Raw genomic sequence first — 24,362 nt, 5'->3', positions numbered from 1 at the left:
ATATGTATTAATGTATAAAAAGTTAATTGTTATTGTTTTTATTTTGTTTATTTAATGTTAAAGATAAATGCAATAATTATCTTATTTAAATAACAGCAAAAATAATAAATAATGGATGAATATTACTTTTCGTTAATTTTAGAGAAAGGAGTCCTAAGATAAAGGCGAGTATATAGCCTTAGCACAGAGGCTAATATAAGACAGAGAGCAGAGTTGATGTAGGATGATTCCCACATATTTTATGGGTGTTGATGAAGTGAGTTGTGTGAAATTCTTGTGTTAAATTTGTTATTACTAATAAGTTGATTATATTGCTTATTGATTTTTTTAATGTCAGTTAGGATATATTTTAGAACTTAATTGTATGAAAGTTAATATGAATTTATAGTTTCAATAAAACACTATTTTGCTCTTTTTTTAGGCTACGGGTTAGTGTCTTATCTACCCCTATGGTCTATATTCAATATAACTATCTATAAGGTTGTTGATATTATGGTTATATTTCATCCAATTAGGCACTATTTACATGCTCGGCCACGGTTATTGTTTTCAGCCGCTGCTGGGATTGCCACTTATTTTTTGCTTCCATTGCATGAAACTGCATTATTGCGGTTAATGGTTAGTTGGAATGTTTCTGCTTGGCTCTATTTGCTCTTTTTATGGCTGCAACTCTTACGTACTGATCCGAAAAAAATCGGTAAAATAGCCAAAGTGCAAGATGAGAGTGCCAGCATGGTTTTGACGATTGTCAGCATGGCGTGTTTGGCCAGCATTCTGGTTATATTGTTTGAGTTGAGTACTGCAAATCAGTTGACGGGTTCGGCGAAAGCCGTCCATCTGATACTGACCGGCATGACTTTATTAGTGTCGTGGCTATTATTACCCACGGCGTTTACCATGCATTACGCCCATCTGTTTTATATGCGTCGTGATGACGATGAAACCACGTTGCCGTTACTCTTCCCTAAAGAGATAACCACGCCTTCCTATTGGGATTTTCTTTATTTCTCATTCACTATCGGCGTGGCTTCACAAACTGCCGATGTGGCAACTGGCACATCAGATATCCGCCGCGTAGTGCTATTGCAGTCAGTATTATCTTTTGTTTTCAATATGACGATATTGGGGCTGTCAATTAACGTTGGGGCGGGCCTACTTAACTAAATATGCTATCGCTTCCAGCGGCGCATCAAGCGGCTTTTTAAACCGGTATCAAAGCGCCAGATATGATCGAAAATACGCATGATACCGGGCTTGCCATAGGCTGACATCGCCACGGCATGAAATCTGTGTTGGTGAGCTTGCTGCTGGATTTTAATCTTTCTGATCAAATCTTCGGGTAAGCGCTGGGCAATAAAGTCTGAGATGATCACCGCGTCAGCATCGTACCATTCCCGATCTTCCATTTTGCTCAGCGTGCTGGCTAAACAGGCTGCCAGATCCGTGCCACCACGAAAATGCTGGCTGAGAAAGCGTATTGCTTGTTCAATACCATTGGCTGCGGATAGTTCGTAGTGAATTATTTCTGTCGCAAAGAGCATGATGTAACAGCGGCGGTTATCCGCCAATGCAATACGAAGTAGTGCTAAACAAAAAGCTTTGGCACATTGTTCATTAAACCCGCCCATCGAACCCGAGGTATCAACACAAACAATAAAGGGGCCACGAGGATGCTCATCATGACTTTTAAGGCTGACGGGCCGTTGTAACGTTTTCTCTTGCCAGTCATCACCTTGTAAGCGATAAGTGAGCAAGCGCCGCTCCAGTAGGCGGCGGTAAAATTCGAACTCCAGTTCACTCATCCCCAGCATGACTAACTCAGTCGGGAGTAACCGCAAAATATCATTGCTTTGATGAATGCCACTGACTTCTTCTGGTACCGCATCTGGTTGGCGCACCATCACTGTGTAAGGCTCAAAACGCGCATCGGGTGTGGGCTGTGCTTTGGCTGAACGGCTACGACCGAGTTGTTCAGCGAGTTGCTGCAATTCCGGCTGTTGCTGTAGAAAATCGCCATATTGCAGTAATAATTGATAATCACCGCGCTGTAGATGCCCTTGACTCATATCCCAAAGCCGCCCAGCGGCACCCTCATTGGTCGCCAAAATTGGTTCCAATGCACCACTGAGTGCCAATCTTTGCTGTAACTCTGCTAAAAGTTGCTCTCGCTCTTGTTCGAGTAGTTGGTGATGAATAGTGATGGTTTGTAACGTCAAGCTGACTCGCCAGCGTTGCAAAAAGAGGGTTTGCAGGCTGTCGCCGGTTTGTGGATTCCTTTCTAAATCTGCGGTTTGTAATAATGTTGTTGCTTGTGCAGCAAAAGGGGAATGCCATTGCTGTAGTTGTGCGACTATCTCAGGGAGGTGCGCATAAAATTGTGGGCTATGTTCGAGTAGGCTTTGTTGATATAGGTAAAACTCATCAGCCAGCCCCGCAGGAACCTTAGCTTCATGGATGCGCTGTTGTAAATTTTGCTTCCAGCCGGGGATATCCTTCATTAAGGCCCGTTTAATACGCGGGAATTTTTCAAAGAACAGCGCCAATTGAGGGGATGCCAGTAATCCCACGACCATTTCTTCAATAAGCTCACTTTCACTTATCGATAGCAGCAAATCCAATGTTGCCAGACTGAGCATTGATCAGTGACCGCGCAGTGTTTGTTGTTGCTGTTTCAATTGTTCCGCCACTTGCAACAAGCTGGCTTCTATTTTTGCCAACCAAGAGGACGGTGTGAATAAGCAAGGCTGATGTTGACTGAATAATCGCCGTTGTTCAGCCTGGCTATTTTCCAATTCAGTCAGTTCCACCAGCAATTCAGGTGGCACACTGGTAGTGGCTGCTCCGGGTTGTGAGAGTATTGATGACTGGCGACTCACATCCAGCACAATGATATGCATTTGTTCATCAATTTCTGCATCAATGGATTGGGCATAACCCACACCATTTAATTTTGCACGTAATACCCCACCTTTATTCAGCCATTGCGCCAAGGCCTCTTTCTCAATTTGCAGATGATTAACTTGAATATCATGCAAACTAAGCGGTTTTTGCAGTAATAGGGTCAGCGTGCTGTCGGTTAAGTGCTCTGGCAGGGCATATTGCGGTTTACGGCTGAACATGCCGCTTTGTTTGGTGACGGTCAGTGCTTGATGGTCACTTTGCTGTTGTTGGTGCTGCAACCATTGACTATGAATATGTTGCAGCTTCATTGACAGGCTTTGCTGCTGGTATCCCTGCTCAGTTAAGAGTTGCTCCAATTGGTGCTGTAGCAGCTTTAGTGTACTCAGGTCATGCCATAGGCAATCTTTTAGCAAAATTAAATCGATAGGAGCAATTTCGCTCCGGCCGCTGAAAAAGGCACTGGCTTGCAATAAGCGTAGTGCTTTTTTCCAACGCCGATCAGAGACATACGGCGCTTGTTCTTGTGCACTGAGCCGTTGACGTAACTGAAAGATAAGCTCAAAACAGTGATCCGGTAGTGTGATTTTATCAATCAAGGGTTGCCACTGGTAAAACTCTTCATCGCTAATACTGAGATTTTCCGCTACAGGGTTATGATTTTCATCTTGCCGACTGAGCAATAATGAGCGGAAATTTTGTTTTTCTTGCACGCGATCTAACCAAAGGCGAATCAGCATTCGGTCGTAAAGTGCTTCGAGGCTGCTGTCGGCATCGGGTAGCTCGTTCGAAGCGGTCACTAGCAAGCGCATTGGAATACTGTCCTCCCGATCACCATTACGAAAACGCCGCTCATTAATGGCGGTAAGTAATGTATTCAGGATAGCGGGGCCTGCTTTCCAGATCTCATCAAGAAAGACGATTTCAGCTTCGGGCAGGTAACCTCCGGTCATACGCTGATAGCGCCCTTCTTCTTTCAATGCTTGAATAGAGAGCGGACCAAACACCTCTTCAGGTGTAGAAAAGCGGGTCATCAGATATTCAAATGCGCGAGCATTACGGAAAGCAAATTTCAGACGACGGGCAATCAGGCTTTTAGCAATTCCCGGAGGGCCAAGTAGGAATACACTCTCACCACTGAGGGCGGCCAGCAAACACAAACGGATAGCTTCCTGTCTTTCATACAAACCACTTTCAAGCGCACTGCTCAAACGGGAGATTCTTTCAGCTAATTGTGATGATTGCGCCATAATTGCTCTATATGCTCTGTTAGTTGATTGATTTTTACCTGATAACGGGAAATAAATCCTCTTTTTCTTTGTGGTATTACGCGATCATCGTAATAGGATAGTTTGTTGATTAGTCATATTTTTATACATATTAGCCTCTTTAGCTGATTGATTTAAGAGTAGGCAATCCATTGAAATCGTGCATACTGTGCGCCTTTTGGTGGGCACGCAAAGAATACAGGAGCCGCTAAAGTGGTTCTTAAATACACGCATCAGTTAATGGATGTTCTAGCAAAAAGAAATCAATTATGAGCACAGAACATAAACAGTCTTTATCGGCGGTAACTCTGGCTGCAATAGGGGTGGTTTACGGTGACATTGGTACTAGCCCGCTCTATACCTTGAGAGAGTGCTTTTCTGGTCATTATGGTTTTGATGTTCGCCCAGATGTGGTGTTTGGGTTTTTATCGCTGATTTTCTGGATGTTAATTCTGATTGTCTCAGTTAAATATCTGACCTATGTCATGCGCGCAGATAACGCCGGTGAAGGTGGGATTTTAACGTTGATGTCTTTGGCTGGGCGTAATACGTCTTCCAGAGCCACTTCAATTTTGGTGATACTCGGCTTAATTGGCGGCAGCTTTTTTTATGGTGAAGTGGTTATCACGCCCGCAATATCGGTTATGTCGGCCATTGAAGGGTTGGAAATTGCCGCGCCCGCGCTTGATCCCTACATTGTCCCCTGCTCTATTGCGGTATTGACTCTGCTGTTTGTTATTCAAAAACACGGCACGGGTAGTGTTGGTAAGTTATTTGCACCTGTTATGTTGGTGTGGTTCCTGACTTTGGCACTCCTTGGTCTGCGTAGCATTATCGCAAACCCAGATGTTTTGGCTGCATTGAATCCTAAGTGGGCAATAAGCTTCTTTACCGAATACAAATCTGTTTCATTCTTTGCCCTTGGCGCTGTGGTTCTGGCTATTACAGGGGTGGAGGCGCTATATGCCGATATGGGGCACTTTGGTAAATTTCCTATTCGGTTGGCATGGTTTACGGTGGTTTTACCGTCATTAGTGCTGAATTATTTTGGTCAGGGCGCGTTATTACTGAAAAACCCAGAAGCCATCAAAAACCCCTTCTTCCTATTAGCCCCAGACTGGGCACTGATCCCATTATTAATACTGGCAACGCTGGCGACCGTTATTGCCTCGCAGGCTGTTATCTCCGGTGTATTCTCACTGACTCGGCAGGCGGTTCGTTTAGGTTATTTACCGCCGATGCGGATTATTCATACGTCAGAAATGGAATCAGGTCAGATATATATACCGGTAATTAACTGGACACTGTATTTGGCCGTCGTGTTGGTGATTGTCGGCTTTGAGCGTTCCAGTAATTTAGCCGCGGCTTACGGGATTGCAGTGACCGGCACCATGGTGATAACCAGTATTCTGTTCTGTACTGTGGCGTTGAAAAACTGGCATTGGAATCGTGCTTTTGTTGGCTGTCTGCTGGTGGTTTTGCTGATTATCGATGTGCCTATGTTCTCCGCTAACGCCCTGAAATTATTCTCTGGTGGCTGGTTACCGTTATCACTGGGTCTCGTGATGTTTATCATCATGACCACTTGGAAAAGCGAGCGTTTCAGTCTGCTGCGTCGTATGCATGAACACGGGAATTCACTGGAAGCGATGATTGCCTCATTGGAAAAATCGCCACCAGTGCGCGTAACAGGGACGGCGGTCTATATGTCGCGAGCGATGAATGTCATTCCGTTTGCGTTACTGCATAACCTTAAACACAACAAAGTGTTGCATGAGCGGGTGGTGTTGCTGACATTGCGAACTGAAGATGCGCCTTATGTTCATAATGTGAACCGGGTAACTATCGAGCAGCTTTCACCAACATTCTGGCGTGTTGTCGCCAGTTATGGTTGGCGGGAAACACCAAACGTGGAAGAGATTTTCCATCGCTGTGGTTTGGAAGGTTTGCCGTGCCAGATGATGGAAACCTCATTCTTTATGTCTCACGAGTCACTTATTCTGACCAAGCGTCCATGGTATCTGTTCTTGCGAGGCAAGTTATTTGTTGCTCTTAGCCGCAATGCGCTACGCGCAGCCGATCAGTTTGAGATCCCCCCCAACCGGGTCATAGAACTCGGGACGCAAGTCGAGATTTAGCGATGAAGGCCGTTATGATTAACGGCCTTTTTTACGTTGATTATCTCTCTATCAGAAAATATTCAATATTCTGATTATTTGTCATCCGCTTTGTATCGGTTCAGCGAAACGTTTCGATGACGATCACAATTTCACCAAATTGGGTTTGCCTTCTGCTGTCATTTTCCTAAACTCAGTATCAGCGAAACGTTTCGCTGTTGGAGTAAAAAATGAAAAAAGGCGCATTACTGAATTCTGATATTTCCGCTGTTATCTCTCGTCTGGGTCATACCGATCAGATTGTGATAGGTGATGCGGGGCTGCCGATACCGGCAACCACCACACGTATCGATTTGGCACTGACACGAGGCGTCCCTGGTTTCCTCCAGGTTCTTGAGGTGGTAACGCAAGAAATGCAGGTTGAGAGTGCCTACCTTGCACAGGAGATAGTTAAAAATAATCCCCAACTCCATGAAGCGTTACTCGCCCAACTAACACAACTTGAGCAACACCAGGGAAACCAAATTGTTTTGCACTATATCAGCCATGAGGCTTTTAAAGAGCAGACCAAACAAAGCCGAGCCGTGATTCGTAGCGGGGAATGTTCCCCCTTTGCTAACATCATTCTCAGCTCCGGCGTAACTTTCTGAGGCATTTATGCAACCTTTGCTGCAACTGAAAGGGATTGATAAAGCCTTTCCCGGCGTCAAAGCACTCTCCGGTGCCGCGCTTAGTGTCTATCCTGGCCGAGTGATGGCACTGGTAGGCGAAAATGGGGCCGGAAAATCGACCATGATGAAAGTACTGACTGGCATCTACAGTAAGGATGCCGGCAGTCAGCATTTCTTGGGTAAAGAAGTGGTGTTTAATGGCCCGAAAGACTCGCAGGAAGCGGGGATTGGCATTATTCATCAGGAACTTAACCTGATCCCACAGTTAACCATCGCAGAAAACATCTTTTTAGGGCGTGAGTTTGTTAATCGTTTTGGCGGCATTGATTGGAAAAAGATGTATGCCGAAGCCGATTTACTGCTAGCGCGCCTCAATATCAGTTACAGCAGCCATCGGCTGGTGGGTGAGCTTTCCATCGGTGATCAGCAAATGGTGGAAATCGCCAAAGTGCTGAGTTTCGAATCCAAAGTTATCATTATGGATGAGCCAACGGATGCGCTGACCGATACCGAAACCGCCTCACTATTTAACGTAATTAACGAGTTGAAAGCGGAAGGCCGCGGTATTGTTTATATCTCCCACCGACTAAAAGAAATCTTTGAGATTTGCGACGATGTCACGGTATTTCGTGATGGGCAGTTTATTGCCGAGAAACCGGTAAGCAGCCTGACGGAAAACTCCCTGATTGAGATGATGGTGGGGCGCAAGCTAGAAGAACAATACCCGCGCTTGAATTTACCGCGTGGCGAAAAGCGCTTGCAGGTCAAACAGCTATGCGGCCCCGGTGTGAAAAACGTCAATTTCACCCTCTACAGTGGCGAGATCTTGGGGGTTGCTGGCTTGATGGGCGCAGGCCGTACTGAACTGATGAAAATCATCTATGGTGCACTGCCGCGTAAATCTGGTTTTGTCATCCTTGATGGGCGTGAAGTTGTCACCCATTCCCCACAAGATGGCTTGGCAAACGGTATTGTCTATATTTCCGAAGACCGCAAACGTGATGGTTTAATACTCGGCATGTCGGTTAAAGAGAATATGTCTTTGACGGCGTTGCGTTATTTCAGCCGCAGCGGTGGTTCACTCAAACATGCGGATGAGCAACAAGCGGTGGCGGACTTCATTCGCTTATTTAATATTAAAACGCCTTCCATGGAACAGCCTATTGGTCTGTTGTCCGGTGGTAATCAGCAAAAAGTAGCTATCGCGCGCGGTTTGATGACTCGGCCAAAAGTATTGATCTTGGATGAGCCCACCCGCGGGGTAGACGTCGGGGCGAAAAAAGAGATTTACCAGCTAATTAACCAATTTAAACAAGAAGGGCTGAGCATCATCTTAGTCTCCTCTGAAATGCCAGAAGTGCTAGGTATGAGTGACCGCATTATTGTGATGCATGAGGGTCAACTCAGTGGCGAATTCTCAATCGAACAAGCGACTCAGGAAGTATTGATGGCCGCCGCCGTCGGCAAACGTGATTCATTTATAAATAATGGCTCGGTAAGTCATAGTGTGCAGAGCAGGAGTGATCAGATATGAGTTCCCAGACTATCCAGACAAAACGCTGGTTCAGTAAAGAATGGTTGTTAGAACAAAAATCACTGATTGCGCTGCTGGTGCTGATTGCTGTGGTTTCGTCACTTAGCCCGAACTTCTTTACCCTTAATAACATGTTCAACATTCTCCAGCAGACGTCGGTTAACGCCATCATGGCTGTCGGCATGACGCTGGTTATCCTCACGTCAGGGATTGATCTGTCGGTGGGGTCATTACTGGCATTGACTGGTGCAGTTGCGGCCTCGATTGTTGGGCTGGAGGTTAATGCTCTGGTAGCTGTTGGAGCCGCATTGGCATTGGGGGCGTTTGTTGGCGGCATCACAGGGGTGATTGTTGCTAAAGGCAAAGTGCAGGCATTTATTGCTACATTGGTCATGATGCTGTTATTGCGTGGCGTAACCATGGTTTATACCAATGGCAGCCCGATAAATACCGGTTTTACTGATGTAGCAGATACCTTTGGCTGGTTTGGTATTGGCCGCCCATTGGGGATACCCACTCCGATTTGGTTGATGGCGATTGTCTTTATTACTGCGTGGTACATGCTGCATCACACGCGGCTGGGGCGTTATATCTATGCTCTGGGGGGAAATGAATCAGCGACTCGCCTCTCGGGTATCAGTGTCGATAAAGTCAAAATTATTGTTTATTCATTATGTGGGTTGTTAGCGGCATTGGCAGGGATTATCGAAGTTGCCCGTTTGTCGTCAGCACAACCTACCGCCGGTACTGGCTATGAACTGGATGCAATCGCAGCAGTCGTTCTGGGTGGTACTAGCCTTGCTGGGGGGAAAGGGCGGATTGTTGGCACCCTAATCGGCGCATTAATCCTCGGCTTTTTAAATAACGGTTTAAATTTATTGGGTGTCTCCTCCTACTACCAAATGATCGTTAAAGCAGTGGTTATCCTGCTGGCGGTGTTGGTAGACAATAAAAAGCAGTAGGTTATTTTACTGACCATTTTGGCGTTGGGCAGTGCTTAGAATCCTCACGTACTTTGTGTACGTTTCGGTTCTTACGCGCTGGCCGCACCCAGACTGTCAGCGACAATAACGCCTACTAAATTGAGTTAGCTAACTCCCTACAGGAAATTGCGACCATGAAAATGAAAAAACTGGCTACATTGATCTCTGTTGTTGCACTGAGCGCTACCGTAAGTGCTAACGCGCTGGCAAAAGACACGATCGCGCTGGTAGTTTCCACGCTGAATAACCCGTTCTTTGTTTCAATGAAAGACGGGGCACAAAAAGAAGCGGATAAACTTGGCTACAATCTGGTGATATTGGACTCCCAAAACAACCCGGCGAAAGAGTTGGCTAACGTGCAGGATTTAACTGTTCGTGGCACTAAGTTGCTGTTGATTAACCCAACAGACTCTGATGCTGTGGGTAACGCGGTTAAAATGGCGAATCAGGCCAATATTCCAGTGATCACCCTTGACCGTCTGGCTAATGCTGGGACTGTAGTCAGTCACGTAGCATCTGATAACCGCTTCGGCGGCAAAATGGCGGGTGATTTCATCGCTAAGAAAGCAGGCACCGATGCCAAAGTGATTCAGTTGGAAGGGATTGCGGGTGCGTCTGCGGCTCGTGAACGTGGTGAAGGCTTTAAGCAGTCAATGGAGAAAAATAAATTCCAGTTGCTGGCTAGCCAACCGGCTGATTTTGACCGCACCAAAGGTCTGAACGTCATGCAGAACCTGCTGACGGCCCACCCGGATGTTCAAGCTGTATTTGCTCAGAACGATGAAATGGCGTTAGGTGCACTGCGTGCCTTGCAGACTGCGGGTAAAACTGACGTGTTAGTGGTTGGCTTTGACGGTACTGACGATGGAATCAAAGCTGTAGAAAGCGGCAAAATGGGCGCAACTATTGCCCAACGCCCAGATCAGATTGGTGTCATTGGGGTACAAACTGCGGATAAAGTATTGAAAGGCGAAAAAGTACAGGCAGTTATCCCGGTTGATTTGAAGTTAGTGACTAAGCAATAACGTTCTTCATTAAAAAATAAAGAAAAGCAGGGCATAACGTCGCCGCCACAGTTATCTGGGCGGTGACGTCATCTATAAAGGAATACATGTGATGGAAACAGGTAAATTAGTGGTTCTAGGCAGCATCAATGCCGACCATATTTTGAATATTGAGCAGTTTCCGCGTCCAGGTGAAACGGTGATCGGGAAGCAGTATAAAGTTGCTTTCGGTGGCAAAGGCGCTAACCAAGCGGTTGCTGCTGGCCGTAGTGGGGCGAATATCGCGTTTATTGCCTGTGTGGGTGAAGATGATATTGGTGACCGGGTGCGCCAGCAGTTAGCCAGCGATAATATTGATACTGCACCAATCGAAGCGATAAAAGGCGCTACCACTGGGGTTGCACTGATTTTTGTGAATGGTGAAGGCGAGAATGTGATTGGCATTGATGCCGGTGCAAACTCAGCAGTCACGCCCGACTATCTTGATCGCTACCAACAGCAAGTTATCGATGCTGATGCACTCTTGATGCAACTAGAATCACCACTTGAGACGGTTATTGCTGCCGCTAAACTGGCAAAACAGCATCAAACCCAAGTTATCCTTAACCCGGCCCCAGCCCGCGAACTGCCAGATGAGCTGTTAACGCTGGTGGATATGATAACCCCGAATGAAACAGAAGCAGAGCGCTTAACCGGCGTACATATTGAGCAGGATGATGATGCAGCGAAAGCAGCACAAATTCTGCATGATAAAGGGATCGCGACCGTCATCATTACGTTGGGTAGTCGTGGGGTATGGCTTAGTGTGCAAGGGGAAGGGAAATTGATCGCTGGGTTCAAGGTGAATGCAGTCGATACCATTGCTGCTGGTGATACATTTAATGGCGCATTACTGACTGCTTTATTAGAAGGTCAATCGATGGGCTTAGCAGTCCGTTTTGCTCACGCTGCGGCGGCTATTGCGGTCACTCGTTCTGGCGCGCAACCGTCCATTCCATGGCGGGCCGAGATCGACAGTTTCTTACAAGACCGGGTATAACTTTGGCCACCATGAAAGATGTCGCCCGCCTCGCGGGCGTATCAACCTCAACAGTCTCGCATGTGATTAATAAAAACCGTTTTGTCAGCGATCCTATCCGCGACAAAGTGCAAGCTGCCATCAAGCAACTCAACTATGCCCCTTCTGCGCTGGCGCGGAGTTTAAAACTCAATCAAACCAGAACCATCGGTATGTTAGTTACTGCCAGTAGCAACCCGTTTTATGCTGAAGTGGTGCGTGGCGTTGAGCGTAGTTGCTATGAACGTGGCTATAGCTTAATTCTGTGTAATACCGAGGGCGATATTGACCGCATGAGCCGCAGCATTGAAACCTTAATGCAAAAGCGTGTCGATGGGTTGCTATTAATGTGTACCGAAAGTCATCGTCCATCACAGGATATTCTGCGTTGTTATCCTTCGTTGCCGATCATTATGATGGACTGGGCCCCTTTCGAAGGGGTCAATGACGTTATTCAGGACAACTCATTATTAGGCGGGGAAATGGCAACCTCATATTTAATTGCCAGAGGATATACCCGAATTGCCTGTATTGCTGGCCCACAAGATAAAACACCAGCTAAAGAACGTTTGGAAGGATTCCGCCAAGCAATGGATCGTGCTGGTTTACCGGTGTTACCGGGGTACGAAGTGGCTAGTGATTTTGAATTTAGTGGCGGTTTGGTTGCCATGAAACAGTTACTGGCATTGGCCGAGCCACCTGAAGCGGTCTTTACCAGCAACGATGCGATGGCTGTTGGGGTTTATCAGGCTTTGCATCAGGCAGGGTTATCCATTCCGCAAGATATGGCCGTTATTGGTTACGATGATATTGAAATCGCACAATATATGACGCCACCGCTAACGACGATTCATCAACCTAAAGATGATCTGGGTGAACTTGCTATTGATACGCTTATTCATCGGCTCAATAACCCGGAAGCGGAACCACAAGTTCTGATTCTTACTCCCGAGCTTATCGAGCGGGGATCAGTGACAACCCGTTAAACTTCACTCTCTGCGGGTTGCGTGGCTTTTTTCACTATTCGACCCTTAATGAGATTATTGCCATCTTTCGGTTTGAGTAATAAGAACACCGCAGAGGACAGTAAAGTCACTACACCCATGGTAATAAAGGTGTAGTGGAAGTGATCGACATTATCACCCACAGATAATCCATCGTAGAATCGCAAGACGACAGCACTGATAGCAACCCCAAAGCTAATGGCAAGTTGCTGGGTCACGGCCAAAACACTGTTTCCTGAACTGGCATTGTTATCCGTTAAGTCAGCCAGCGTTATGGTATTCATCGCGGTAAATTGTGTCGACATCGCCATACCCAAGACAAAAAGTGGCAATATCATCATCCAAGGCGACATACCCGGTGATTGCAATGCAAACAAGGCAATCAGAATACCGATAATCACCGTCACCCCTACCAACACCTTACGGTAGCCCAACGAACGCAATACTTGAGTTACCACAGATTTCGCCATCATCGAACCAATCGCTGTGGGGGCCATCATGCAACCAGCAATAATTGCTGAATAACCAAATCCAACCTGCAACATCAATGGCATCAGGAACGGTACACACCCCGTACCCAGACGTGACGCTACGTTACCTGCAATCCCGACCGAGAAGGTTCGGGTCTTAAACAGTGGTAAACCAATCAGTGGATTTGGATGGTGTTTAGCATGGAATATATAGAAGAACAGCATTAATAAGCCACCGGCCATTGTCGCGGCAGGTAGATAATCAGCAATATCGGGCCGGCCCATAATTTCCAGACTTACGGATATCATGACTAAACTGCTGCCGAATAGCAGGAAACCGATAAAATCAAAGGTGCGTTTAGGCATGGTGAAATCCGGCATATATTTACGAGCGTAAAAGATACCGAGCAAGCCAATAGGAATATTAAGGATAAAAATCCAATGCCATGTGGCATAGGTCACCAGCAGCCCACCGAGTAGTGGCCCCATGACAGGGCCGATTAATCCGGGGATGGTGACAAAGTTTAAGACTGGCAATAACTCACTGCGTGGGTAAGCTCGAATGAGCGCCAGCCGAGCTACCGGCATCATCATGGCTCCCCCGACACCTTGAATCACACGAGATGCGACCAAAAAGTGCAATGAATCTGAAAGTGCACACAATAATGACCCTAACGTAAATAGTGAAACCGCCAGAATGAAAATGCGTCGGGTTCCGAAGCGATCAGCCAACCAACCACTCACGGGAATCAACATGGCGACGGTCAGGGTATAACTGATGATGGCTGACTGCATAGTCAGTGGGGATCGGTTAAGGCTTTCAGCTATTGATGGGAGTGCCGTATTCAGTATGGTGGCATCCAAAGCCTGCATAAAGAAAGCCATGGCGGCTATCCAGGGAAGTCCCGCCATGCTACGTGCAGATTTTATCATTGTCCGTCCTGGTTATATTGGGAGGAATACCCTCTCTATTTATATAGATATAAATAACATCTCGCGGCTAATCTTTCTCTGTTAATAACACTTGGCAAGCCAATAATGCACCTTGGCTGTCTCGCGCGAGAATGGTATCGACAATATCCTGATGGTGTTGCAGCTTAATCACCTCATCACCAGTAATGGCACGAAAATAGCTGTGATACACCGAACTGAATAAATTGGCGAAAGATGTCAGAAATGGATTGCCGCTGGCTTCATAAATTAATTGATGAAACTGAGCATCCACTTGAATCCAGCGCTCGCGGTTAAACTGGATGTGCAGCGCCCGCATCTCTTCTATTAATGAAGCCAACAGTTCCCGCTGCTGTTCATTCGCATTGATAGCCGCCAGTGAACAGGCTTGAGGTTCAAGTGATCTCCTTAATATAAGGAAGTGCTGCATGACTTCATCGAAATTCTCCCTGTTCACCCACCAGGTCAATAATTCTTGATCAAGGTAGTTCCAATTTGCTTGCGGCATTACGCGGGTACCAATTCGTGGTCGTGGTAATAACATCCCTTTTGCTGCCAACATTTTCACCGCTTCACGTACAGCAGTACGGCTAACACCAAATTGCTCCCCCAACTCTATCTCGCCAGGCAATATGCTGCCGGCTTCATATTCTCCTGCGAGAATGCGCTGGCCAATTTTTTCGGCCAGCAGATATGAAAGATTGCGCTGGGCGGCCTGTTGTTGGGTATTTAGTTGCATGGTGTTTTGTCCTATCTGTCTTCTTATACTTCTATTTTACTCTACTGTTTAACTCGGGTACTGAATGTTTAGCTTAATATTTGTTTAAATATTGGCCTTTTACCCCATTTTTGCTGAAAAAAAACACGGTTGAAAAGTTTTTTTAAATTAGGGGTTGCAGGCTGTCAGGAACTCCCTATAATGCGCCTCCACTGACCGGGAACAACGAAACACACTTCGCCGGGTCAGGAAGAGAAAAGAATGATTTTGACTTCGAAAGAAACAAAAGAAAACCTTGACTCTTCAGCGGGAAAGCGTATTATCTGCCTCCCGCGTTACCGTAAGATTCGCCGCAAGGCAAACAGGTAACGAACGCTCTTTAACAATTTATCAGACAATCTGTGTGGGCACTCGCAAGACGATATCGAAGCCTGTTTCGGCAGGCAGAAGAAATATCAAAGTCTTGAAGAGTGACCAAAGCAGTAAACATTTGAACTTCGGTTCGAATGCATATTTGCAGAAAGTAATCTTTGAGCATCGCTCTCTTTGCTTTTCATTAAGGAAAGGGTAGCAAATCAAACAAATCTTAAATTGAAGAGTTTGATCATGGCTCAGATTGAACGCTGGCGGCAGGCCTAACACATGCAAGTCGAGCGGCAGCGGAAAGTAGCTTGCTACTTTGCCGGCGAGCGGCGGACGGGTGAGTAATGTCTGGGAAACTGCCTGATGGAGGGGGATAACTACTGGAAACGGTAGCTAATACCGCATGACCTCGAAAGAGCAAAGTGGGGGACCTTCGGGCCTCACGCCATCGGATGTGCCCAGATGGGATTAGCTAGTAGGTGGGGTAATGGCTCACCTAGGCGACGATCCCTAGCTGGTCTGAGAGGATGACCAGCCACACTGGAACTGAGACACGGTCCAGACTCCTACGGGAGGCAGCAGTGGGGAATATTGCACAATGGGCGCAAGCCTGATGCAGCCATGCCGCGTGTGTGAAGAAGGCCTTCGGGTTGTAAAGCACTTTCAGCGAGGAGGAAGGCATTTCACTTAATACGTGAAGTGATTGACGTTACTCGCAGAAGAAGCACCGGCTAACTCCGTGCCAGCAGCCGCGGTAATACGGAGGGTGCAAGCGTTAATCGGAATTACTGGGCGTAAAGCGCACGCAGGCGGTTTGTTAAGTCAGATGTGAAATCCCCGAGCTTAACTTGGGAACTGCATTTGAAACTGGCAAGCTAGAGTCTTGTAGAGGGGGGTAGAATTCCAGGTGTAGCGGTGAAATGCGTAGAGATCTGGAGGAATACCGGTGGCGAAGGCGGCCCCCTGGACAAAGACTGACGCTCAGGTGCGAAAGCGTGGGGAGCAAACAGGATTAGATACCCTGGTAGTCCACGCTGTAAACGATGTCGACTTGGAGGTTGTGCCCTTGAGGCGTGGCTTCCGGAGCTAACGCGTTAAGTCGACCGCCTGGGGAGTACGGCCGCAAGGTTAAAACTCAAATGAATTGACGGGGGCCCGCACAAGCGGTGGAGCATGTGGTTTAATTCGATGCAACGCGAAGAACCTTACCTACTCTTGACATCCACAGAACTGAGCAGAGATGCTTAGGTGCCTTCGGGAACTGTGAGACAGGTGCTGCATGGCTGTCGTCAGCTCGTGTTGTGAAATGTTGGGTTAAGTCCCGCAACGAGCGCAACCCTTATCCTTTGTTGCCAGCACGTAATGGTGGGAACTCAAAGGAGACTGCCGGTGATAAACCGGAGGAAGGTGGGGATGACGTCAAGTCATCATGGCCCTTACGAGTAGGGCTACACACGTGCTACAATGGCAGATACAAAGTGAAGCGAACTCGCGAGAGCAAGCGGACCACATAAAGTCTGTCGTAGTCCGGATTGGAGTCTGCAACTCGACTCCATGAAGTCGGAATCGCTAGTAATCGTAGATCAGAATGCTACGGTGAATACGTTCCCGGGCCTTGTACACACCGCCCGTCACACCATGGGAGTGGGTTGCAAAAGAAGTAGGTAGCTTAACCTTCGGGAGGGCGCTTACCACTTTGTGATTCATGACTGGGGTGAAGTCGTAACAAGGTAACCGTAGGGGAACCTGCGGTTGGATCACCTCCTTACCTAACGATACGCATTGCGTAGTGTCCACACAGATTGTCTGATAAAAGTAATGAGCAAGAGCACCTGTTGATGAGGGTGATGATTGTGCGATAAAACCTCGGCATCGAGTTTTTACTGCATCAGTCGTTCGAATGTGTCACCACATTCTCACCTTTACACAAAAATACTGAATCGCTGATTCAGTAGAAATTTTTGTGTCCCCATCGTCTAGAGGCCTAGGACACTGCCCTTTCACGGCTGTAACAGGGGTTCGAATCCCCTTGGGGACGCCAATCCGATAATGTGTGAAAGACATTATCACCGGTTCTTGATGAACCACAAAATAACTTAAAGATGACTTTAACGAGTCGTGTTTAAGATATTGCTCTTTAACAATCTGGAACAAGCTGAAAATTGAAACAATACAGCTGAACATTATCTCTCCGTAGATGTACTGAGATAATAAGTAACCTGTATTAGAGTCTCTCAAATAATCACAACGCAAGTGGTCGAAAGACACCTTCGGGTTGTGAGGTTAAGCGACTAAGCGTACACGGTGGATGCCTAGGCAGTCAGAGGCGATGAAGGGCGTGCTAATCTGCGAAAAGCGTCGGTAAGCTGATATGAAGCGTTACAACCGACGATACCCGAATGGGGAAACCCAGTGCAATTCGTTGCACTATCGTTAGATGAATACATAGTCTAACGAGGCGAACCGGGGGAACTGAAACATCTAAGTACCCCGAGGAAAAGAAATCAACCGAGATTCCCCCAGTAGCGGCGAGCGAACGGGGAGGAGCCCAGAGTCTGAATCAGTTTGTGTGTTAGTGGAAGCGTCTGGAAAGTCGCACGGTACAGGGTGATAGTCCCGTACACAAAAACACACTTGCTGTGAACTCGATGAGTAGGGCGGGACACGTGACATCCTGTCTGAATATGGGGGGACCATCCTCCAAGGCTAAATACTCCTGACTGACCGATAGTGAACCAGTACCGTGAGGGAAAGGCGAAAAGAACCCCGGCGAGGGGAGTGAAATAGAACCTGAAACCGTGTACGTACAAGCAGTGGGAGCACCTTCGTGGTGTGACTGCGTACCTTTTGTATAATGGGTCAGCGACTTATATTTTGTAGCAAGGTTAACCGAATAGGGGAGCCGTAGGGAAACCGAGTCTTAACTGGGCGTCTAGTTGCAAGGTATAGACCCGAAACCCGGTGATCTAGCCATGGGCAGGTTGAAGGTTGGGTAACACTAACTGGAGGACCGAACCGACTAATGTTGAAAAATTAGCGGATGACTTGTGGCTGGGGGTGAAAGGCCAATCAAACCGGGAGATAGCTGGTTCTCCCCGAAAGCTATTTAGGTAGCGCCTCGTGAACTCATCTTCGGGGGTAGAGCACTGTTTCGGCTAGGGGGCCACCCCGGCTTACCAAACCGATGCAAACTCCGAATACCGAAGAATGTTATCACGGGAGACACACGGCGGGTGCTAACGTCCGTCGTGAAGAGGGAAACAACCCAGACCGCCAGCTAAGGTCCCAAAGTCATGGTTAAGTGGGAAACGATGTGGGAAGGCATAGACAGCCAGGATGTTGGCTTAGAAGCAGCCATCATTTAAAGAAAGCGTAATAGCTCACTGGTCGAGTCGGCCTGCGCGGAAGATGTAACGGGGCTAAACCATGCACCGAAGCTGCGGCAGCGACACTTAGGTGTTGTTGGGTAGGGGAGCGTTCTGTAAGCCGTTGAAGGTGAACTGTGAGGTTTGCTGGAGGTATCAGAAGTGCGAATGCTGACATAAGTAACGATAATGCGGGTGAAAAGCCCGCACGCCGGAAGACCAAGGGTTCCTGTCCAACGTTAATCGGGGCAGGGTGAGTCGACCCCTAAGGCGAGGCTGAAAAGCGTAGTCGATGGGAAACAGGTTAATATTCCTGTACTTGGTGTTACTGCGAAGGGGGGACGGAGAAGGCTAGGCTAGCCGGGCGACGGTTGTCCCGGTTTAAGCATGTAGGCGGAGTGACCTGGTAAATCCGGTTGCTTATCAACGCTGAGGTGTGATGACGATGCACTACGGTGCAGAAGTAGTTGATGCCAAGCTTCCAGGAAAAGCCTCTAAGCATCAGGTAACATTAAATCGTACCCCAAACCGACACAGGTGGTCAGGTAGAGAATACTCAGGCGCTTGAGAGAACTCGGGTGAAGGAACTAGGCAAAATGGTGCCGTAACTTCGGGAGAAGGCACGCTGGCATTAGGTAAAGAGACTTGCTCTCGTAGCCGAAGCCAGTCGCAGATACCAGCTGGCTGCAACTGTTTAATAAAAACACAGCACTGTGCAAACACGAAAGTGGACGTATACGGTGTGACGCCTGCCCGGTGCTGGAAGGTTAATTGATGGGGTCAGCCGCAAGGCGAAGCTCTTGATCGAAGCCCCAGTAAACGGCGGCCGTAACTATAACGGTCCTAAGGTAGCGAAATTCCTTGTCGGGTAAGTTCCGACCTGCACGAATGGCGTAATGATGGCCAGGCTGTCTCCACCCGAGACTCAGTGAAATTGAACTCGCTGTGAAGATGCAGTGTACCCGCGGCAAGACGGAAAGACCCCGTGAACCTTTACTATAGCTTGACACTGAACATTGAGCCTTGATGTGTAGGATAGGTGGGAGGCATCGAAGCGTGGACGCCAGTCTGCGTGGAGCCAACCTTGAAATACCACCCTTTAATGTTTGATGTTCTAACTCGGCCCCGTAATCCGGGGTGAGGACAGTGTCTGGTGGGTAGTTTGACTGGGGCGGTCTCCTCCCAAAGAGTAACGGAGGAGCACGAAGGTTAGCTAATCACGGTCGGACATCGTGAGGTTAGTGCAAAGGCATAAGCTAGCTTGACTGCGAGAGTGACGGCTCGAGCAGGTACGAAAGTAGGTCTTAGTGATCCGGTGGTTCTGAATGGAAGGGCCATCGCTCAACGGATAAAAGGTACTCCGGGGATAACAGGCTGATACCGCCCAAGAGTTCATATCGACGGCGGTGTTTGGCACCTCGATGTCGGCTCATCACATCCTGGGGCTGAAGTAGGTCCCAAGGGTATGGCTGTTCGCCATTTAAAGTGGTACGCGAGCTGGGTTTAGAACGTCGTGAGACAGTTCGGTCCCTATCTGCCGTGGGCGTTGGAAGATTGAGAGGGGCTGCTCCTAGTACGAGAGGACCGGAGTGGACGAATCACTGGTGTTCGGGTTGTCATGCCAATGGCACTGCCCGGTAGCTAAATTCGGAAGAGATAACCGCTGAAAGCATCTAAGCGGGAAACTTGCCTCGAGATGAGTCTTCCCTGGGGCTTTAAGCCCCCTGAAGGAACGTTAAAGACTATGACGTTGATAGGCTGGGTGTGTAAGTGCAGCGATGCATTGAGCTAACCAGTACTAATGATCCGTGAGGCTTAACCTTACAACACCGAAGGTGTTTTGTGTTTGAGAGATTTTCAGCGAAGTTTACAGATTGAATTGGCTGGCTGCATGAGAGTGATTGTGTAGCGAGTTGATGAAAACAGAATTTGCCTGGCGGCCATAGCGCGGTGGTCCCACCTGATCCCATGCCGAACTCAGAAGTGAAACGCCGTAGCGCCGATGGTAGTGTGGGGTCTCCCCATGCGAGAGTAGGACACTGCCAGGCATCAAATCAAGCCAAGACCCCATGCCGAAAGCGTGGGGTTTTTGCTATGTGCAAAAATATAAAGAACATGAGCAAATATCAGTGTGTATGCATAAGTATTTGTGGATTGAGAAAAAAGTAAAAGAGAAAAGGCTACCCTGTGGGTGGCCTTTTTTCTTTTTATACTTCTGATGAGTTAGTTTTAAGCCAGTGATAAATAAATTCAGCGATCTGATCCGGCTGATTAATATCCAATTGTGTTACAAGGGTCTCTATTGGTTTATCACTTGCTAAAGCAATGACATAGCTATCAATCAAACCAGAAAAAGGTTTACCAACCGCTTCTCTATAGAGTGCTATTTTATTGATTGGCTCATGTTTAAAACCTTCAACCAAGATCAAATCAATAGTTGTGGCATCTAACCTGCTGGCAAGGTAGTGGAGATCCAGCGGTTTTTGTTCTGGGGTTTCCGTCATTAATGCCCAACGACAATCGCTAGCGACCAGAGTTTGATGTGCACCAGCCTTACGTAATTCATAGCTATCCTTCCCCGGAGTATCAATTTCCATATTGTGATGAGTATGTTTGATTAAACCGACTCGGATTTGTCGCTGTTGTAGCAAGGGAATCAGGTTCTTAAGTAATGTTGTTTTCCCTGTGCCACTGTACGCAGCGATACCTAATAGTGGCGGTACTTTTTGGCTCATCATTCCCCCTTTTTACCTCGCTCCCATAAATCACAATCTTCTTGGGTATTGAGGTTGCTAAATTGTCGACTTTTCCCGTTGAACATGACGGGTTGAGCCTCGATACTGTCCATAAATATCATTAGCTTGCGATCACCATTAGCCAGATACTGAGCCAGCAGTGGCTGCAAACTCACATGCATTAACGCCAATGTCGGGTGTGCTCGTTCACCATCATGTACGTACGATGCCAATGCCTGCTGTTTGCCTTGCCAAAGTTGAGAGACTAAATTGGTAGGCAGTGCTGGAACGTCACAGGGAGCAAATATAACCCATTCGGTAGCTGAATGGGTTAATCCTGCATGCATACCTGCCAGAGGGCCTACAAAGCCAGTAATGGCATCATTAATAACTTGAATTCCACTCTCTTGATAGCGATCTTGATTGCGATTAGCATTAATCAGAATATCGTTGACTTGGGGTTTTAATCTATCAATTACATATTGATACAACGGTTTATCGTGCAGGAGAATAAGCCCTTTATCGTTTCCTCCCATTCGGGAAGAACGACCTCCTGCAAGAATAACGCCTGTAATATTGGGCTGCATTTCTATCACTCCGTTGTATTCAATTCGCAGATGAATTGTATCTTTAAATAGGAGGGTAGGTCAGGATTTACTTTTATTGACAATAGGCTCTCTTTCCCTGTGTGAATATCCCTGCTACTTTGTCAGCATATTTTTGAATAGGATAATTTTGTTATGAAATGCCATCGTGTTAATGAACTCATTGAGCTTTTACATCCAGCCTGGCAGCAAGAACCTGATTTAAATTTGGTGCAGTTTTTACAAAAATTGGCAGCTGAAGCGGGTTTTAAAGGTGAATTTTCAGATCTGACCGACGATATTCTTATTTACCACTTAAAAATGCGCGGTTCAGCATCGACAGAAGTGATTCCTGGTCTGAAAAAAGATTATGAAGAGGACTTTAAAACAGCCATCTTGCGCGCGCGTGGCATCATTAAAGATTAGTCATACTCCTGTCTGCGTAGATAGGGGCTTTGATGATACTATTTCTTATTCTCAGCAAGCCGCTGTCACTTATATAGACTGAATGTTGCTATGAACAGCTCTGCTTTTAATTTTCAGACGTTGTCACCTGACTTGATTATGGATGCCCTTGACGGGGCGGGGTTACGCGTGGATTCAGGGTTAACCGCGCTTAATAGCTACGAAAACCGTGTTTATCAGTTTATGGATGAAGGGCGTAAACGATATGTGGTTAAGTTCTATCGCCCCGAGCGCTGGAGCCGTGAGCAAATTATTGAGGAGCATCAATTCTCGATTGATTTGGCGGAGTCGGAGATCCCGGTGATTGCCCCATTGCTACTTAATGGGGACACCTTACATACTCACGGCGGCTTTTTCTTTACCGTATTTCCAAGTGTTGGTGGGCGTCAGTATGAAGTAGATAACCTTGATCAGTTGGAATGGGTGGGGCGTTATCTAGGGCGGATTCATCAGGTGGGAAGTGACAGACTTTTTGTCGCCCGCCCAACGATAGGTATTGAGGAGTATCTGACAGAGCCACGTCAGTTGTTGGCCAGCAGTGAATTGGTGCCAGTAAAACAGCGAGATAAGTTCCTGGCTGCGACGGATTTACTGATAAGTACCATAAAGCAGTATTGGCATACAGACTGGCAACCATTACGGTTACATGGTGACTGTCATCCAGGTAATATCTTGTGGCGTGACGGGCCGATGTTTGTTGACTTGGATGATGCCCGAAATGGTCCTGCGGTTCAGGATCTTTGGATGTTGCTACATGGGGATCGTCGTGAACAGCTTATCCAGTTAGATATTTTGCTAGAAGCCTATGGTGAATTTGCTGATTTTGATCAGCGAGAACTCGCACTGATTGAACCTTTGCGGGCGATGCGGATGGTTTATTACCTTGCTTGGGTAGCCAGACGTTGGCAAGACCCGGCATTTCCTAGAAGTTTTCCGTGGATGGCGGAGTCTGATTTTTGGTTACAGCAGACTGCATCATTTACAGAGCAGGTTAAGCTGTTGCAGGCACCCCCTTTGCAGCTGATGCCAATGTACTAAAGCGAAGATAATGGAGATTGTTATAGTATGAAAAATGTATGGTTAGCGCTCGTTGGCATGGTGATGGCATTCAGTGTATCGGCGGCACAATTTACCGATGGTACTCAGTACCAGACGTTAAACAAGCCAGTCACTGGCGAGCCTCAGGTTTTAGAGTTTTTCTCATTCTATTGCCCGCACTGCTACCAGTTTGAAGAGATTTACCATGTTCCTCAGACAGTCAAAAAAGCACTGCCTGAAGGGGTCAAAATGACCCGTTATCATGTGGAATTCCTTGGTCCATTGGGTAAAGAACTGACCCAAGCATGGGCAGTTGCAATGGCATTGGGTGTTGAGGAGAAAGTGACTCCACTGATGTTTGAGGGTGTACAGAAAACACAGACCGTACAAACTCCGGATGATATTCGTAATGTATTTATCAAAGCGGGTGTGAGCGGCGAAGACTATGATGCAGCATTAAATAGTTTTGTCGTTAAATCACTGGTGGTTCAGCAGCAAAAAGCCGCTGAAGATTTACAATTACGTGGTGTACCAGCCATGTTTGTTAATGGCAAATATATGATTAAAAATGACGGCATAGATACCAGTTCAATGGATAACTATGTTAAGCAGTATGCTGATGTCGTTAAGTTTTTACTGACTCAAAAGTAATCGCATTAATCATATAAAAAGAGGGGCTGAATTTTATTCGCCCCTTTTTTTTATCAAATATCCGCACTGTCCTAATATGATTATCTTGTTGTCATAAATGCATCGTATTGTCTAATGTGATAGTCATACTGATGAATAATTTATTTTTATTTATTACCGTGTTGTTTATGATTTATTTATCTATTTTACTGATAGGCAAATAGTCATGTTCGTGATGCAAAAAGAGAAAATGAGGTGGGCGTAAGTAATAAAAAATTTGGGAAGATAAATTTACCATAAGTAAAATTTATTTACCTTATGCTGGTAACTGAATAAGTAATATCCACAATTTAGATAAAGAAATAATGACAGTAAAACAAAAAAACAATAACTATAACATACTGATTTTTATGGTTTTAAATATTAAGGATTTGAGAGTCATTTGACAAATATAAAATACACACGTTTTTACGCACAAAGTTATCCACAGGTTAGATCTTGAGGATC

At 46.7% G+C, this 24,362-nt stretch carries 17 protein-coding genes, 1 tRNA gene and 3 rRNA genes; 15 read left to right on the top strand and 6 right to left on the bottom strand.

Annotation, left to right across the window (positions count from 1 at the left end; genetic code table 11):
* Positions 1-492: 492 nt before the first annotated feature.
* On the top strand, positions 493-1,164 hold the full coding sequence (locus tag ACIOG0_RS21765) for a DUF1345 domain-containing protein (RefSeq protein WP_050099280.1): 672 nt from the start codon (positions 493-495) through the stop codon (positions 1,162-1,164).
* A gap of 5 nt (positions 1,165-1,169) precedes the next feature.
* Here the strand turns inward: ACIOG0_RS21765 and viaA are convergent, their stop codons facing one another.
* Both viaA and ravA read right to left on the bottom strand, forming a co-directional pair.
* Positions 1,170-2,636: an ATPase RavA stimulator ViaA gene (gene viaA / locus ACIOG0_RS21760; RefSeq protein WP_050099278.1), complete on the bottom strand. Its 1,467-nt coding sequence runs from the start codon at positions 2,634-2,636 to the stop codon at positions 1,170-1,172.
* A gap of 3 nt (positions 2,637-2,639) precedes the next feature.
* On the bottom strand, positions 2,640-4,148 hold the full coding sequence (gene ravA / locus ACIOG0_RS21755) for an ATPase RavA (protein ID WP_128451706.1): 1,509 nt from the start codon (positions 4,146-4,148) through the stop codon (positions 2,640-2,642).
* Positions 4,149-4,435: 287 nt separating this feature from the next.
* Here ravA and kup point away from each other — a divergent pair, with 287 nt between their 5' ends.
* From kup to rbsR, 7 genes are all read left to right on the top strand, one after another.
* Positions 4,436-6,304: a low affinity potassium transporter Kup gene (gene kup / locus ACIOG0_RS21750; protein ID WP_050099275.1), complete on the top strand. Its 1,869-nt coding sequence runs from the start codon at positions 4,436-4,438 to the stop codon at positions 6,302-6,304.
* A gap of 209 nt (positions 6,305-6,513) precedes the next feature.
* Entirely contained in the window at positions 6,514-6,933 is a 420-nt protein-coding gene (rbsD, locus tag ACIOG0_RS21745) for a D-ribose pyranase (RefSeq protein WP_050099273.1), read from the top strand.
* A 7-nt stretch (positions 6,934-6,940) separates the two neighbouring features.
* Positions 6,941-8,488, top strand: a complete 1,548-nt coding sequence (gene rbsA / locus ACIOG0_RS21740; RefSeq protein WP_050295582.1) for a ribose ABC transporter ATP-binding protein RbsA — start codon at positions 6,941-6,943, stop codon at positions 8,486-8,488.
* The gene (gene rbsC / locus ACIOG0_RS21735; RefSeq protein ID WP_128451705.1) at positions 8,485-9,450 is read left to right on the top strand and encodes a ribose ABC transporter permease; all 966 of its coding nucleotides are present in this window, start codon (positions 8,485-8,487) and stop codon (positions 9,448-9,450) included. Before rbsA ends, rbsC begins: the two co-directional genes overlap by 4 nt.
* Positions 9,451-9,605: 155 nt before the next feature.
* A complete protein-coding gene (gene rbsB, locus ACIOG0_RS21730) occupies positions 9,606-10,496 on the top strand; it encodes a ribose ABC transporter substrate-binding protein RbsB (RefSeq protein WP_050099268.1) in 891 nt (296 codons plus the stop codon).
* 91 nt (positions 10,497-10,587) lie between these two features.
* A complete protein-coding gene (gene rbsK / locus ACIOG0_RS21725; RefSeq protein ID WP_050099266.1) occupies positions 10,588-11,514 on the top strand; it encodes a ribokinase in 927 nt (308 codons plus the stop codon).
* Positions 11,515-11,516: 2 nt separating this feature from the next.
* A complete protein-coding gene (gene rbsR / locus ACIOG0_RS21720) occupies positions 11,517-12,518 on the top strand; it encodes a ribose operon transcriptional repressor RbsR (protein ID WP_050099264.1) in 1,002 nt (333 codons plus the stop codon).
* Here rbsR and mdtD read toward each other — a convergent pair.
* A complete protein-coding gene (gene mdtD, locus ACIOG0_RS21715) occupies positions 12,515-13,939 on the bottom strand; it encodes a multidrug transporter subunit MdtD (protein WP_050099262.1) in 1,425 nt (474 codons plus the stop codon). The genes rbsR and mdtD overlap by 4 nt on opposite strands.
* Before the next feature lie 67 nt (positions 13,940-14,006).
* A complete protein-coding gene (locus tag ACIOG0_RS21710; protein ID WP_050140100.1) occupies positions 14,007-14,696 on the bottom strand; it encodes a FadR/GntR family transcriptional regulator in 690 nt (229 codons plus the stop codon).
* A 567-nt stretch (positions 14,697-15,263) separates the two neighbouring features.
* Here ACIOG0_RS21710 and ACIOG0_RS21705 point away from each other — a divergent pair.
* From ACIOG0_RS21705 to rrf, 4 genes are all read left to right on the top strand, one after another.
* A 16S ribosomal RNA gene (locus tag ACIOG0_RS21705) occupies positions 15,264-16,806 on the top strand.
* 197 nt (positions 16,807-17,003) lie between these two features.
* Positions 17,004-17,079: transfer RNA gene (locus ACIOG0_RS21700), tRNA-Glu, on the top strand.
* A 240-nt stretch (positions 17,080-17,319) separates the two neighbouring features.
* Positions 17,320-20,226: ribosomal RNA gene (locus ACIOG0_RS21695) — 23S ribosomal RNA — on the top strand.
* A 109-nt stretch (positions 20,227-20,335) separates the two neighbouring features.
* A 5S ribosomal RNA gene (gene rrf / locus ACIOG0_RS21690) occupies positions 20,336-20,451 on the top strand.
* The 16S, 23S and 5S rRNA genes sit together here with 1 tRNA gene alongside, the layout of an rRNA operon.
* A 159-nt stretch (positions 20,452-20,610) precedes the next feature.
* Here the strand turns inward: rrf and mobB are convergent.
* Both mobB and mobA read right to left on the bottom strand, forming a co-directional pair.
* A complete protein-coding gene (gene mobB, locus ACIOG0_RS21685) occupies positions 20,611-21,138 on the bottom strand; it encodes a molybdopterin-guanine dinucleotide biosynthesis protein MobB (protein WP_050101141.1) in 528 nt (175 codons plus the stop codon).
* A complete protein-coding gene (mobA, locus tag ACIOG0_RS21680) occupies positions 21,138-21,725 on the bottom strand; it encodes a molybdenum cofactor guanylyltransferase MobA (protein WP_050101140.1) in 588 nt (195 codons plus the stop codon). Before mobA ends, mobB begins: the two co-directional genes overlap by 1 nt.
* Before the next feature lie 153 nt (positions 21,726-21,878).
* On the opposite strand from mobA, the gene ACIOG0_RS21675 reads away from it, so the two are divergent.
* The 3 genes from ACIOG0_RS21675 (at position 21,879) to dsbA (ending at position 23,876) form a co-directional block, all read left to right on the top strand.
* Complete coding sequence (locus ACIOG0_RS21675) at positions 21,879-22,148, top strand: YihD family protein (protein ID WP_050101139.1); 270 nt, start codon at positions 21,879-21,881, stop codon at positions 22,146-22,148.
* Between the two features lie 90 nt (positions 22,149-22,238).
* Positions 22,239-23,225 (top strand): serine/threonine protein kinase, encoded by a 987-nt coding sequence (locus ACIOG0_RS21670; RefSeq protein ID WP_050101138.1) that lies wholly within the window; start codon positions 22,239-22,241, stop codon positions 23,223-23,225.
* A 27-nt stretch (positions 23,226-23,252) separates the two neighbouring features.
* Positions 23,253-23,876 (top strand): thiol:disulfide interchange protein DsbA, encoded by a 624-nt coding sequence (gene dsbA / locus ACIOG0_RS21665; RefSeq protein ID WP_050141047.1) that lies wholly within the window; start codon positions 23,253-23,255, stop codon positions 23,874-23,876.
* Positions 23,877-24,362 lie beyond the last annotated feature (486 nt).

This window comes from Yersinia vastinensis (genome assembly GCF_044905075.1).
Taxonomy (GTDB): Bacteria; Pseudomonadota; Gammaproteobacteria; order Enterobacterales; family Enterobacteriaceae; genus Yersinia; species Yersinia vastinensis.
The sequence above is the reverse complement of the archived record's forward strand: the minus strand, read 5'-3'. Positions and strand labels throughout refer to the sequence as shown.